Genomic DNA, 14,303 nt, shown 5'->3' with positions numbered 1-14,303 from the left:
GAATTTCCTGGTGACCATAGAGAAGTGGAAACACACGTTCCCATCCCGAACACGACAGTGAAACGCTTCTTCGCCGATGGTACTGCGGCTTGTCCGTGGGAGAGTAGGTCGTTGCCAGGTTTTTTTTCGCCTTTCTCATTGCTTTAAGCAATGTTTATTATAGATTTTTCCTTACCCATCCTCCTTAGGATGGTTTTTTTATCTAAAATTGACATAAATTTTAATTTAAACAACGAAGTTTTTTAGATTATCCAGTGTTTTTATTTGTCCTCTCTTGACAATACCTAAATGAGAAAAATATGTATAACAAAATGAAATTTCTCATTATATCTATATACTTCTCAATCTTTAGCTCTACCGATGTAATCAGTTCTTCAACCATAGTTGCATTCATATAAGCTAAGGCATCAATCCTTTCTACAATAATAAATACCCTTTATTCATTCTTTTCAAGATCAGCTTTCTTTACTTCAGGTACTCAATTCATATGATATATTGAGTGTAGCTTGTTTATTAGTTGTGTTCTTTGCTTCTTGGCAAAATTGTAGGAATTGACAATTTGCCTTATCTCAGATTCATACTTTGGTAGGGATTTGCAGAATCGCACCACTAAGTATTGACCTTATTTCACTCAAAGTATTGATATCTAAATCATGAATTCTATATATCACAATACTGTAGTAATTTCATAAAGTATGCCTTCTATTTTAGAATTTTCATATATCCTGTTTAGCAAATTAATATGTGAATATAACTATAAATAAATTGTTGAGTGGGTGTAGGCATAGAACCTACTGGTAATATACCCTTATACTTTGCGAATGAAACTAAATCTTAAATACTATCTTTAGATGCTTTATAAGTAGCTACAATGTTGTTGTTTGAAAAACTTTGGAGCATAGATGCTAATATTTTAAGTACATTGATTTTATACTTACCAAAGTCCTCACAAGATAAAAATTACATTTTAAGTAATAGAATCCTAGGCATAGTTTAAGTGGTGATTAAGCGTGAATTGAGTGGTTCTCAACTGTGAATTATTGGTGCTATTGATGTTAAATACTCATTAATACAGGTATTGTTATATAATAATCTTGTTTCATTTATTTTGCATGCAGCCATAATCAGAAGATTATTCGTTCATTATATGTTTCTCACCAGTGGGGGATGAGTTTTTGATTGCTTTTTTTAATTTCATAGAACTATTCAAAGTTGCATGATAAAACGGCAGTAACATATAAATACTGCCGAAATATCTATTGCTTATTATGATTTTAAAGTATATTATATATATGATAAAACGGCAGTAAATAATAATTCATGCCGAAATATCAATAAATGGGAATAAAAAATGGTAGAAACTGAGTTTATTTTAGAAAAACTTGCAAAGTACCCGACCTTCAATCGTGCTGACTTACATTTAATTATGGCTTTGAATAATGTTAAGACGACAGATAACATCGTAAACCATATGATTAAGCGGATGATTGATAATAGAGATATTATTCGAATTGGAAGAAATCAATACAAGCTATCAGGATCTAAGAAGATATATCAATTCCCTCATTCTGAGCAGGTAATATTATTAGCAGATGAAATAATCAAGGCTCATCCTTTTCTAGATTTTAGATTATTTGAACTGATTCAGATAAATGAGTTTGTAAACCATCAGGTTGCAAATAATATTATATTTCTTTTTGTTGAAGGTGGTCTGGAAACAGATGTGTTCAACACATTGTTTGAGAATCATAGAGGATCTATTCTCTTAAAGCCGAGTATCGAAGAACTTTATCGGTATATGACAGATGATATTATAGTTATTGAAAAGCTACCATCGGAAAGCCCGAAAGGAATAAATGCATTTTGGGATACTAGGTTAGAGAAGATGCTTGTAGATATTGTTGTAGACAAAATTTTAAGCAAAGTAGTCTATAAAGGTGAGTACCAAGTTATCTTTCATGATGCTGTTGAAAAGTATGCAATAGATAAAAATGTCATAGTACGATATTTGAGAAGACGAGGAGCTTATGAAAAATTTTTAAAGTTTATTAGTGAAGAAGTAAATTTTGTATCAAAGGAATTGAAACTATGATAAGTAAAGATAATTATGGCGAAGATCACATCAAACAACTTCAATTGAAAAGTCGAAAGGATCCCCAGCTTATTGAACGTGCACTTTATGCCTTAGGCTTATTGGAGGCACTGAGACTTACTGGGATGGAATTTATATTTAAGGGTGGAAGCTGTTTGATGCTTCTTATTCCTCAAGTAATGAGACTGTCTACGGATATTGATATCATTGTTACACCAGGGACAGATGTAGAAAAATATATAGCAAAAGCATCCTGTCTGTTCCCTTTTATACGATATGAGGAACAGGTACGCATTGGAAAGAACAATATTGAAAAGAGACATTTTAAATTCACCTATTTATCTCCAATTAGAAAACAAGAATTCTACATCTTGTTGGATGTTCTCTTTGAAGAAAACCATTATGAAGAACTAATTCTTAGAAAAATCGAAAATAAATTACTATTGACAGAAGGGGAAAATCTTTCCGTTATGGTCCCTTCCATCAATTGTATTTTAGGCGATAAATTAACAGCTTTTGCTCCTCATACAACTGGGGTACCATTAAGAGCTAATAAAGATTTGGAAGTGATGAAACAGTTTTATGATATTGGAATCCTAATCAAAGAGCATACATGTTTTTTAGATGTGCAAAAAACATATAAAAGTATTGTTGTATCTGAAATTGCTTACCGGGGTTTGAATATTAACTATAAAGATGTCCTTAATGATACTATTGCATCATCAATAGTGATAGCTTCAAGGGGTAGCATTGGCAGTGATGATTATCCTCTATATCTAGATGGAATTCGAGGGGTTGCAACGCATATTTTTTCAGAAAGATTTTCAGGTGAAATCGCTTCATATAGAGCAGCAAATATAATTTATATGGCTGCATGTTTGTTAACAGAAACGCCTTATGAAAGTATTGAAAGATATGATGAATATGTGAAAGATACTCTTGAACAGCCAGATTTAAAACTCTTGTCAAAGATAAAGAAAGTTCATCCTTTGCAGTATGCTTATCTTGTTAAGGCTGATCGACTTCTTAGTGAATATAGAAGAACAAATTAAAGATGCTTTTAATATCAATGGAAAAACTAATTTTTTTGAATTTTTATTTTAATTTTAAGTTTTCCTGGACATAACAGATATACCTTTCCTGCCTTCTCTGAAATAATGTTTCTGTCTTCAAAGTTCTTTTATCGTGTAAGTACACATGTTTTGAATGTCCTCTTCGACAAGTCACTGCTTATTATCCTGTCGAAACCATCGAGCTTATCCATATGTAAGCCCTCCTTTAATTAAAATTTGACTGCTATTAGAACGACTAGCTTCACTTATCGACATAGAATGATCCCGGTCTCATTTTATTAATGGAATGTATGGAAGCTGGAAAGTAGCTCTAACTTTCATCTATACTTCTGCTGAATAAGTAATCGAATAACTGGTGTGAACTATTTTTTTATATGAGGTAGTTATCATAAGATGCTCCATTTCGAAATCAAGTTGTACTAAAACCAGCTTCCATTCGCCGTCACGAATAGAATAGCATCATTCTTTTTCATATGAGGACATCTTATTTTTTTAGCTATTTAATTGACATAAATTATATAATTGTGCTTTGCTAATAAACGACAACGGAGTCTTTTTTAAGATATCCGTTGTTTTTTTTATCTTGTTTTAAAAAGCTATGATAAAATTACTAATCAATATTTAGGAGGAGCTTATGGTAGTTAACACTGGTGCTATTATCATTGTAATTTGCTATCTAGTTGGTATGCTCGTTATTGGTGCTATAGTTGGTAAGCTAAAAATTAAAAATAGCGAAGACTATATGGTTGCTGGAAGAAGAATGGGATTATTCATGGTTGCATTCTCCCTATCTGCAAATAATATTGGTGGTGGCTCTACCACTGGTCTTGCAGGTAAAGCCTTCGGTGCTTGGGGCATGAGTGCTATTTGGTATGTACTTGCTGCTTCAATAGCTATGATTCCACTTGCTTTCTTCGCTCCAAAAATCAGAAAGACACTTGCAGTTACAATTCCTGAAGTTATTGGAAGAAGATTTGGTAAATCAAGTAGTATCTTCTCTGCAATATTGAATATCATAGCTTTATTCTGCTTAACATCCTCTCAGGTTGCTGCTTCTGGTAGTGTTGTCTCAGCTCTTACAGGCATTCCAATGAATGTATGTCTTATCCTTGCTGGTATAGTAATTATTCTATATACAACACTTGGTGGTATGATCGCAGACCAGATTTCTGACCTTGTTCAGTTTATTATCATCTTTATTGGTCTTGCTATCGCAACTCCATTTGTAATTAATGGAATTGGAGGCTGGCAGGCACTAAGTGCAAAGCTTCCAGCTGCACAGCTTAGTCCTACTAAGATTGGTTGGGTTGTTATAATTGGATATATCTTTAACTACTTCTGTACCTTCCTCTCAGGTCCTGAGATGATTAGCCGCTTTGAGAGTGCTAAGGATGAAAAGACAGCATTTAGAGCATCATTATTATCTGGTGTCTTAATGGCTGCTATGGCAATCTTCCCAACTCTACTTGGTCTTGCAGCTCTTGCAGTTAAGGATTCTCTTCCAAATGTTGTGGCTTCTAATGCTATGATGAGCGTAACAAGTAAGTTTGCTCCAACCTTTATTACAGGTCTTGTTTCTGCTGCTATTATTTCAGCTACAATGTCATCAGCAGATTCTAACCTACTTTGTATGTCAACAATGGCTATGAATGATATTATTAAGCCTTATACAAAGCTTGTCGTTGATGATAAGAAATCAATTTTATATACAAGATCATTAAACGTTGTATTCTGTACAATTGCTATGGCAATCTCAATGTTTAATATCAATATTGTAACAATGAATACCTTTGCTTTTGCTATTCGTTGTGCAGGACCTTTTGCTGCTTATGGTCTTGGCCTTATTATACCTAGAGCAACAAAGCACTCTGGTCAGATTTCTATTATCACAGGTACTATAGGTGTAATCTTCTGGCAGATTCTCTCTGGTGGTGATTTCTTCTTAGGAATCTTACCTGTAGTATTTGGTTGTGCTGTTGGTACTGTAACATTCTTTATTATTAACTTAATTGAATGGAAGATGGGTGTTGAAAGTGCTCCATCAGCATATATCGATGAAAAGTAATTAAAATAAATAGTGGCAGGTCAATGACCTGCCATTAGTCTTTAAAGCTCTTCGATATAAAGCCTTACAGCCTCATAGTCCTCTTGGAATGTAAATGGGAGGAGTAGACCTCCATTTATAAGTAATCTTCCTGGATAAACCTTTCCATTAAGCTTATAGCTTTTAGTTTCATCAAGACCATTAAGCTTTACATATCTATCTACAGGATTTCCATGAGATAATCGATTTACAGCAATTAAAAGTGCTTTTGATTTATCACAAGATACAACCATGCAGCATGATGCTTCATTACTATCTAAAAGGCGGTAGAAATCACCATCCTTTATTAAAGAAGCATATTTCTTGTAATCACTAATTTCTCTCTTTATCTCAGCCTTATCATCCTCAGAGAGCTTTGTTGGATCAAGCTCTAAGCCATAGGAGCCTAGCATTGCAACACTACTTCTTGTATATAGAGGTGTAGTTCTATGAGTCTGATGGTTAGGAACTGCAGATACATGAGATCCAAAGGTTGCAATAGGGTATAGATATGATGAACCAAATTCTATATCTAGTCTCTCAATAGCATCTGTATTATCACTAAGCCATGATTGAGGAGTGTAGTAGATTAATCCTAAATCAAATCTACCACCGCCACCAGAGCACCCTTCAATAATTAAATCTGGGTACTTCACATTTAGATACTCAAAGATTGAATATAGCCCGATCATATACTTATATTCAATTTTACCTACCTCTGTGACACTTGAGTAAAAGTCTGTAATAAAGCGATTGTAATCCCACTTTATGTAGCTGAGCTTCCCTCTTGTAATTAAATCATCAAGAAAGGCTTTGATATACTCAATAACCTCATTATTTGATAAATCTAATACAAGCTGATATCTGCCACGAACAGGAGCCTTATTTAAAAGCTTTAGAGCCCATTCAGGATGCTTTTTATATAAGAGACTCTCCTCATTTACCATCTCTGGCTCAACCCAAAGACCAAATGCAATATCCTCTTTTGTAATTTTATCTGAGAGCTCTGATAAATCCATCTTTAATTTATCTTTATTCTCAAACCAATCACCTAGAGATGATAAATCATCATTTCGTTTACCAAACCAGCCATCATCAAGGACGAAGAGATCACAATTAAGCTTCTTAGCTTCCTTTGCAATAGCTAAAAGCTTTTCACCTGTGAAATCAAAATAGGTTGCTTCCCAGTTATTGAGTAATACAGGGTTAACAAGCTTTGAGCTATTCTTTCTTCTAATATAATTCATTATGAATCTATTATTCTTTATAGAAAGCTCACTAAAGCCATTGCTAGAGAATGTTATTAAAAGCTCAGGAAGAGTAAGCTCTTCATCTTTTAGAGTGTATCTAAAAAGCTCACTACCAGCACCTAGAGCAACTCTTGAGCCACCATATTGATCCTTTTGTGCAAAGAAGGTAAAGGAGCCAGACCAAAGAAGCTCTAGAGAAAAGCAGTTACCACTAGTTTCTGTTGCATCGCTATCAGAAAGGATGAAGCCATTATTAATTTGGTGAGAGGTTGCACCTCTTCTTGAAGTAAATGTTAAAGCTCCAGTATTAATTGTTGCTCTTCTTCTACTTCTCTCCCCACAGTGTCTACCCTCAAAGTATGTAACATCTAAGTTTCCAAATAAGCTATCAAGTGAGTATAGAGCCTTTGTAACTGTAATAGCCTTTGAAGAGGCAATAAGCTTAAGTCCTCTAACTAATGATGAATCCTTAACGATATATGTTAGGATTAGCTTTGCTTTTGATAGCTCCTCCTCTAGTGTTATCTCAAGACATTCTGCATCTTCAATAACAACGCTTGGAAGGTTTTCAAGCTTTTTAGAGCCCTTATAAAGTGTATATCCTACATATCTAAATGCAGCAGATATTGTACCATCCTCCTGCTCAATTACTAGGCTTGGTGTTCTGAAATCACCTTCACCTAATACACTAAGCTCAAGAGGAAGATAGTCATAGGAATAGGTCCTATCCGTTCCTGCTTCATAAGGAGAGCCAGAGAAGCCTCTATCTCTAAGAGAGAGTAGGGTAGAGGCATCACCTTCGATAGTTTGTCCATGATATAGATGTAGCAGTCGCTTATAATCATCGACCTTCATCTGGTATGTGTAGCTGTCCCCAGATAAAGTGAATAGAGATCCTTCAACTTTTATCATATTAAAGATATACCTTTTAAATATTGAACTAAATTATCATCATACTCAGGAATTGCACCACGCTTTGTTACTACGTAGTCAGCAATATGAGATCCAAAGAGTAGGGATTTCTCTAAATCGCCAGTTTTGATATATGAAGCTAAGAACCCTGCTGAGAGACTGTCCCCTGCACCAACTGTATCAACTACTTCAACTGGAGCACAAGGAACTCTGTACCACTTATTTTTAAAGCACATAGTACCCTCCTTACCCTTAGTGAGTAGGATTAAATCGAGGTTATACTCTTTGAATAATTCCTCGAGACCTCTATAGCCTCTCATCTCAATTTTTAAGGCATCAAGAACTATATCTACCTCTTCATCATTGAGCTTTAAAATAGTTGCGTTTTCAACACCCTCTTTGATTATCTCATCACTATAGAAGTGCTTTCTGATATTTACATCGAAGAATCTATGCTGTGATTGAACACTATTAAGAAGCTCTTTAAGAGTATTTTTACTATTTCCTCTCTGAGCAAGAGTTCCATAATAAATTAGAGTTACATTCTCAGGAAGAGCTTGAAGAGGAATATTATCCCAAGCACATGGATCATTAAACTCATACTCTGCATTCTTACCATTTAATGTAATAATTGCCTTTCCTGTTTCATAATCAAGTGTTGCTATCATGTCTGTTGAAAGTCCCAGAGCTTCAATTTCATTTAAAGCTCTTTTACCAAGCTCATCATTACCAACTGCTGATAAAATTGCACCATTTAAACCAAGCTTAGTTAAATGACCTGCAACATTTAATGGAGCTCCACCTAGTGTTGCTTTATCAGGAAATACATCAAAAAGAATTTCACCAAATGAAATAAAATCCATATTACTTCTCCTTTACGACCTTTGCTTCCCAGCTTCTTAATACATCTGTGCTATCATCATAGTTTGAAAGCACAACCTTTCCTTCTGTTTTATATTGTCTTATGTCCTCAGACATATTAACAACAACTAAATACTTCTCATCGCCAAGAGTTCTTGAGTAAACAAATAAAGACTCATCATCCTCTTCTAATAGCTTAAAGCTTCCATATATTAATGTGTCACTATTCTTTCTAAGTGCAATTAGCTTCTTATAGAAGTTTAATATTGAATCAGGGTCCTTTTTCTCACTCTCAACATTGATAAAGCTAATATCTTGGTTATACTTTATCCATGGCTTAGAGGTAGTAAATCCACCATTCTCATTCCAAGGAAATGGAGTACGTGAGTTATCACGGCTAGTGAGATTTAATAGTCTTAAGGCATCTTCCTTTGAAAAGCCTCTAGAAAGCATGACAGAATAATCATTCTTTGCTGCAATATCTCTATATTCATCTATTGAATTAAAGCATGTATTTGTTAAGCCAAGCTCCTGTCCCATATAGATGTATGGAGTTCCCTGCATTAAATAATACATAACAGCAAGTGCCTTAGCGCTCTTCTTCCAAAGTTCCTTTGTTGTTGTGTTGCCATATCTAGAAACACTTCTTACCTGGTCATGGTTTTCTAAATAAAGAGTATTCCAGCCCCTTTGGTCTAAGCCCTCTTGCCACTTTTTATATATCCTTTTATATCCAGGAAGGAGAAATTTATCCTCCTTCCAATTATTTTCACATTGAGGCTTTGCGTAGTTCATGTGCTCAAATGAGAAGATCATATTGAGCTCCTTATTCTTTGGATCTGTATAGCTAAGAGTATCTTCAACTCTAGCACCTGCACCCTCACCAACGGTAAGCCAATCATAATGGGAGATAGATTTTTCATTCATTTCCTTTAAAAATTCATGAATCCTAGGTCCATTATTTGTATATTTGGAGCTATCACCATATTCACCATTTAATTCTCCATCAGGGAAGGACTGGTCCTTACTTATCATTGTGATAACATCCATTCTAAAGCCATCTATACCCTTATCACCCCAATAGTTCATAAGGTCATAGACTGCATTTCTTACATCCTTATTTTCCCAGTTTAAATCTGGCTGCTTTTTAGAAAATGAGTGTAGGTAGTATTGACCTCTGCTTTCGCAATACTCCCAAGCAGAGCCGCCAAAGCATGCACCCCAGTTATTCTTTTGATCCTTCCAAATGTACCAATCACTTTTATCATTGTCTTTAGAGGATGAGGATTTAATGAACCATTCATGCTCATCAGAGGTATGGTTTACAACTAAATCCATGATGATTTTTAGTCCTAAGGAGTGTGCCTTTTCAAGTAGAGCATCGAAGTCCTCCATAGTTCCAAAGTCATCCATAATTGCACGATAATCAGAGATATCATAGCCATTATCATCGTTTGGACTTTTGTAGCAAGGGTTTAACCAAATAATAGAAGCACCTAGCTCCTTAACATACTCAAGGTTCTTTGTAATACCCTTTAAATCACCGATTCCATCACCATTAAAGTCATAAAAGGATCTAGGATATATCTGATAGACACATCCTTCCTTCCACCATTTTCTTTCCATGTAAATAAATCTCCACTAGAGTATCAGGTTGTTCCTCTTTTTACTAAGCTTACATTCATTATTGTACAGCCTGTAGCTGATTTCTCATCCTTTAAGCCAATTAGAGTTGAAACAGCAAGCTCTGCCATCTCCTTAATTGGTTGATGAATGGTTGTAAGCTGAGGTGTTGTATAGGTTGCAATAAGAGTATCATCAAAGCCTATTACCTTTAGATCCTCTGGTACTTTTAAGCCCTTTGAGGCTGCAACCTGTATCACCTGACTTGCGATGATATCAGAGGAAGCGAAGATACCATCGGTATTTGGTCTCTCTGTTAAGACCTTATCAATAAAGGCTGTGTAATCGAGACGATCATATAACTCAGGTGGATATGTTAGACATGTAAAGTTTACACTATTCTCTCTACAAACCTCTTCAAATCCAGTGGATCTATCGTCTGCAGGCATCTTTCTGCCCTTAATACCCGCTAAGCTGACAAGGTTTTTACACCCCTTATCAATTAGCTCCTGAGCAGCTAATCTACCACCCTGTCTATTATTACACTCGATAGCAAAGGAAGCACCTTCAGGATTTCTTTCAATTGCAACTACTGGAAATTCGTTACTTTCAATTTTCTTAGTTGCAAATCGTCCTGAGCAAAGGATTAAACCACATACCTTGTTTTCTCTACAACGATTAATCATTGCAAGCTCTGCTTCTTCATCACCCTTAGTGACAAATACCATTAGTGAATATCCCTTTTCTCTCGTTGCATTCTCAATATATGAGAGTAGGTCAGAGAAGAAAGGGTGTGATATATGAGGTAGTATTACACCAATAATATTCGAAGAAGATTTTGATAGGGAACGAGCTATAGCATTTGGCTGGTAGTTTAGCTTCTTTACTGCAGCTTCAACTTTTTCCCTGGTTTCCTTACTGATATAACCACGATTATTGAATACTCTCGAGACAGTACCAATGCTAAGGCCTGTCTCCTTAGAAACATCCTTTATTGTAGCCAACTAAAGTTCACCTCCAGATAAACTCTTTTATTTTAACGTTAGAAGATGAGATTCTAACATCTTTATGATAAACGTTTTTATCTTTGATTTCAAATACTGCTAATTCACTATAATCACTATTGGAAATCTCGATGATTTCTTTATCAATAAAGATATTAAGCTTTTTATCATGGCTCTTGAATATCACATTCTGATCTAAGAAAGATAAGCGACCACTATTGCTATCATAACTAATATATGCACCTAAAATATTGCCAATGAAGCTACCCTCGGTAACTAAATATAGAACCTCTTTATCTGATGAATAGCTATTTCCATATTCTCCATTAGCGATGAAGTGACTCATTAAATCACTATTAGGTTCAAGAGTAAGTACATCACCCTTTATGCCTACCTTTCTTATGATACTCATTGCTCCTGTTGTTCTTAGGTGTGGAGTTTCAACTCTTAGCCATGAAACAATGTATGTATCCTTAAGACCTGTAAAGCTCTGTGCAGCATAAGGGAGCTTTGTAAGGTATAGCTCTTTTCTCTCACTAATTAATGAAAGTCCTGAATCATCAAGCTTTGCTTCAAAGTAGAAGCCATCAGCACTAGTAAAGAATAATCTATCGCCAAGGATATAGATGTCTGGGCATTCCCAAGCATCTTGCGCTTCAAAGGTGTTTACGATTTCATAGAAACCATATTTCTCAACATAGAGTGCAAACCTATTCTTTTGTTCCCAGAGTAGGAGGTATTTTTTACCCTTATAGGAGAATAAGCGAGGATCTCTTTCATCACTAACATAGTTAGGGATAATTACTTCACTAGGAGAGAAGTTAAAGCCATCTTTTGAATAGCATCTTTCCTGGTAGAAGCTTCTTTCACCCTTAATGTTTGCAACTGTATATGCAAATTCACCATCTAAAGCTGAGCCAGAGAAAATAACTCTTGTATCATCCTTTGGTAAAAAGACTGGATCCTTTTCCTCAAATGATACTAAATCCTTTGAAACAGCATGTCCCCAAGACATATTATTCCACTTCTTAGACACAGGATTGTATTGATAATACATGTGATAAAGACCGTCTCTATAGTGTAAGCCATTAGGGTCATTAATCCAGCCAAAGCTTGGAGTGTAGTGAAGGGTAAAGTGTTTAGGAGTATTAGGCTTTTCATCTTCAAGCTTAATTAGCTCCTCAAGCTCCTTATCTGCCTCGATTATTACTTTTTCTCCCTTAAAGAGGGACGCTGATAAATAAACCCAATCATTTGGGTTTTCATCATATTCGAGGAGGAGAGAGGTAATAACCTCTCCATCCTCATTATAAAAACCTACTTCACGAGGAGATGCATTATAAGAATAAGGTAATACTAAATATCTTTTGTTAAGAAAAAACTCAAAGCGCATTTCAATTCTCCATTAAACAATAATTGCTAACTCATCAAGCAAGCTGTCATCACTTGTTTGAATTGTGATCTTTTGGTCCTTATATTTATACAGTGGATAGTATGTATATCCCTCTTTATTATCAGGAGTGATGAAAAGTATCTTTTCAAGTACACCTTCAATATATATAAAAAGCTGTTTACATATTCCGTTTGTATTGTTTGGTACTCTAATATATTTTGCATCACTTGTGATATTCATTTTTTATTCCTCTTATTTTACAGCACCTGCAACAACACCAGAGATGATTGCTTTCTGTAGTACTAGATAGATAACCAAGATAGGTAATACTGTTAAGATCAAGGCAGCCATGATCAAACCATAGTCAGCACTGAAGGTTCCATAGAACTCGTATGTTGAAAGTGGAAGTGTCTTAATTGCCTTTACACCGAGTACTAAGCTTGGTAAGAGATAGTCATTCCAGAATGCAAGTACGTTTAGAATGATTAATGTAGCAGTTGTAGGTCCAAGTAGTGGGAAAACTATTTGGAAGAAGGTTCTATATCTGCCACAGCCATCAATCTTTGCAGCCTCTTCAAGTGCAAGTGGAACGTTAGATTTAATAAAGCCCTGGAAGATGAATACTGACATTGACATTGCAAAGCCTGTATGCATGAAGATGAGTGTTGCTCTGTGATTAAGTAAGCCAAGCTTAGCTCCATAGATATATACTAAAGGAATCATGATCGCTTGGAATGGGATAATCATAGATGCAGACATCAATGATGAGCAAACCTTAGAGAACTTGTTATCATGTCTAACATAGTAGTAAGCACACATTGCCGAGAGTATTGTTACAAATACTGTTGAAAAGCCTGTAACAATAACGCTGTTCATAAATGCAGTAAGATAGCTCATCTTCTTAAATGCATCTATGTAGTTGCTTAAGGAGAAGCCCTTTGATGGTGCAAGAGAAAGAGGGTCTCTTAAGATATCCATCTTAACCTTGAAGGAGTTAAGAATAGTCATCAAGAAAGGTACCATAAAGAGTACGAATAGGACTGCAACAAGCACGAATAATAGTACGTCGATAACGATTTTCTTTGTTCCGCCAACTTTCTGCTGCTTCATGCTGCTACCTCCTTCTTTCTTCCTACGTAAACCTGTAAGCCAGAAATAATTGCTACTACAATAAATAAGAACAATGCTTCTGCCTGACCTACACCATAGTTGCGGGCTGTGAATGCTTTTTCATAAACGTGCATTGCTACAAGTCTTGTTGAAGCATATGGACCACCCTTAGTAAGTGTGAGGTTCAAGTCGTAAACCATGAATGTTCTTGAGAGTGTTAAGAAGATACAGATTACAAAGGAAGGAACCATCAATGGGAGAATGATTGATCTCATTCTTCTCCAGCCTGTTGCTCCATCGATTGAAGCTGCCTCTAGAACATCGTGGCTAAGGCCTGTGAAGCCTGCGATGTAGATAAGCATCATATAACCAGCTAACTGCCATACTGTTACTAAAATTAAAGCAAAGTATGCTGTCTTTGGCGCACTAAGCATTGACTTTGAAAGCCAATCAACACCTACTGCCTTTCCTACTGCGGTAAATACGTTAGAGAAGATAAACTTCCAAATGAAACCTAAAACTACACCACCGATTAGGTTTGGAGTAAAGAAGCCTGCTCTAAAGAAGTTTTGGCCCTTAATTCCATTTGAGAGAAGGTATGCGAGTCCAAAGGCTACAATGTTAACTAAAATTACAGAAATAGCTACGTATTTTAGAGTGAGCCACATTGAAGACCAGAATTCTACATCCTTGAATGTATCTACATAGTTTTTAAATCCAACTAATGACTTTACTTGGCTTACACCATTCCAGTCTGTAAATGTAAGATAAAAACCATAAACAAATGGGATGATTACAACTAAAAAGAAAACAACCAATCCCGGAAGTGCAAACATTGCACCAGCTTTTATATCCTGTATTGTTGATTTTTTCATTTTATACCTCCCTCTAGGCACGTGGCC

General features: G+C 35.5%; 11 protein-coding genes and 1 rRNA gene. 4 read left to right on the top strand and 8 right to left on the bottom strand.

Going from position 1 to position 14,303, the window contains the following annotated elements; translation table 11 throughout:
- The first annotated feature begins 6 nt into the window (after positions 1-6).
- From rrf to FYJ80_RS10070, 4 genes are all read left to right on the top strand, one after another.
- Positions 7-120, top strand: a 5S ribosomal RNA gene (gene rrf / locus FYJ80_RS10085).
- A gap of 1,231 nt (positions 121-1,351) precedes the next feature.
- A complete protein-coding gene (locus FYJ80_RS10080; protein ID WP_154426524.1) occupies positions 1,352-2,092 on the top strand; it encodes a DUF6577 family protein in 741 nt (246 codons plus the stop codon).
- A complete protein-coding gene (locus FYJ80_RS10075; protein WP_154426522.1) occupies positions 2,089-3,144 on the top strand; it encodes a nucleotidyl transferase AbiEii/AbiGii toxin family protein in 1,056 nt (351 codons plus the stop codon). The genes FYJ80_RS10080 and FYJ80_RS10075 overlap by 4 nt, the downstream gene beginning before the upstream one ends.
- A gap of 655 nt (positions 3,145-3,799) precedes the next feature.
- Entirely contained in the window at positions 3,800-5,230 is a 1,431-nt protein-coding gene (locus tag FYJ80_RS10070; RefSeq protein ID WP_154426520.1) for a sodium:solute symporter family protein, read from the top strand.
- A 41-nt stretch (positions 5,231-5,271) separates the two neighbouring features.
- Here FYJ80_RS10070 and FYJ80_RS10065 read toward each other — a convergent pair whose 3' ends face one another.
- The 8 genes from FYJ80_RS10065 to FYJ80_RS10030 are packed head-to-tail and all read right to left on the bottom strand — an operon-like array spanning position 5,272 to position 14,276.
- Positions 5,272-7,410, bottom strand: coding sequence for an alpha-galactosidase (locus tag FYJ80_RS10065; protein WP_154426518.1), 2,139 nt, complete (start codon positions 7,408-7,410; stop codon positions 5,272-5,274).
- Entirely contained in the window at positions 7,407-8,273 is an 867-nt protein-coding gene (locus tag FYJ80_RS10060; protein ID WP_154426516.1) for a carbohydrate kinase family protein, read from the bottom strand. Before FYJ80_RS10060 ends, FYJ80_RS10065 begins: the two co-directional genes overlap by 4 nt.
- Position 8,274: 1 nt before the next feature.
- On the bottom strand, positions 8,275-9,897 hold the full coding sequence (locus tag FYJ80_RS10055; RefSeq protein ID WP_154426514.1) for a glycoside hydrolase family 13 protein: 1,623 nt from the start codon (positions 9,895-9,897) through the stop codon (positions 8,275-8,277).
- Positions 9,898-9,920: 23 nt separating this feature from the next.
- Positions 9,921-10,898: a LacI family DNA-binding transcriptional regulator gene (locus FYJ80_RS10050; protein WP_154426512.1), complete on the bottom strand. Its 978-nt coding sequence runs from the start codon at positions 10,896-10,898 to the stop codon at positions 9,921-9,923.
- A 7-nt stretch (positions 10,899-10,905) separates the two neighbouring features.
- Complete coding sequence (locus tag FYJ80_RS10045; RefSeq protein WP_154426510.1) at positions 10,906-12,291, bottom strand: hypothetical protein; 1,386 nt, start codon at positions 12,289-12,291, stop codon at positions 10,906-10,908.
- 12 nt (positions 12,292-12,303) lie between these two features.
- Positions 12,304-12,531: a hypothetical protein gene (locus tag FYJ80_RS10040; protein WP_154426508.1), complete on the bottom strand. Its 228-nt coding sequence runs from the start codon at positions 12,529-12,531 to the stop codon at positions 12,304-12,306.
- Between the two features lie 12 nt (positions 12,532-12,543).
- Positions 12,544-13,401, bottom strand: a complete 858-nt coding sequence (locus FYJ80_RS10035) for a carbohydrate ABC transporter permease (RefSeq protein WP_154426506.1) — start codon at positions 13,399-13,401, stop codon at positions 12,544-12,546.
- Entirely contained in the window at positions 13,398-14,276 is an 879-nt protein-coding gene (locus tag FYJ80_RS10030) for a carbohydrate ABC transporter permease (RefSeq protein WP_154426504.1), read from the bottom strand. Before FYJ80_RS10030 ends, FYJ80_RS10035 begins: the two co-directional genes overlap by 4 nt.
- Between the last annotated feature and the right edge of the window lie 27 nt (positions 14,277-14,303).

The sequence above is a fragment of the Bullifex porci genome, assembly GCF_009695635.1.
Lineage (GTDB): Bacteria > Spirochaetota > Spirochaetia > Sphaerochaetales > Sphaerochaetaceae > Bullifex > Bullifex porci.
Note: the sequence above shows the minus strand (reverse complement) of the source record. Positions and strands in the feature narration are given on the sequence as shown.

Bases quoted from the DNA above. Each gene is read 5' to 3' on its own strand.
- FYJ80_RS10080 (WP_154426524.1), top strand. From the start codon at position 1,352: ATGGTAGAAACTGAGTTTATTTTAGAAAAACTTGCAAAGTACCCGACC.
- FYJ80_RS10075 (WP_154426522.1), top strand. From the start codon at position 2,089: ATGATAAGTAAAGATAATTATGGCGAAGATCACATCAAACAACTTCAA.
- FYJ80_RS10070 (WP_154426520.1), top strand. From the start codon at position 3,800: ATGGTAGTTAACACTGGTGCTATTATCATTGTAATTTGCTATCTAGTT.
- FYJ80_RS10065 (WP_154426518.1), bottom strand. From the start codon at position 7,410: ATGATAAAAGTTGAAGGATCTCTATTCACTTTATCTGGGGACAGCTAC.
- FYJ80_RS10060 (WP_154426516.1), bottom strand. From the start codon at position 8,273: ATGGATTTTATTTCATTTGGTGAAATTCTTTTTGATGTATTTCCTGAT.
- FYJ80_RS10055 (WP_154426514.1), bottom strand. From the start codon at position 9,897: ATGGAAAGAAAATGGTGGAAGGAAGGATGTGTCTATCAGATATATCCT.
- FYJ80_RS10045 (WP_154426510.1), bottom strand. From the start codon at position 12,291: ATGCGCTTTGAGTTTTTTCTTAACAAAAGATATTTAGTATTACCTTAT.
- FYJ80_RS10040 (WP_154426508.1), bottom strand. From the start codon at position 12,531: ATGAATATCACAAGTGATGCAAAATATATTAGAGTACCAAACAATACA.
- FYJ80_RS10035 (WP_154426506.1), bottom strand. From the start codon at position 13,401: ATGAAGCAGCAGAAAGTTGGCGGAACAAAGAAAATCGTTATCGACGTA.
- FYJ80_RS10030 (WP_154426504.1), bottom strand. From the start codon at position 14,276: ATGAAAAAATCAACAATACAGGATATAAAAGCTGGTGCAATGTTTGCA.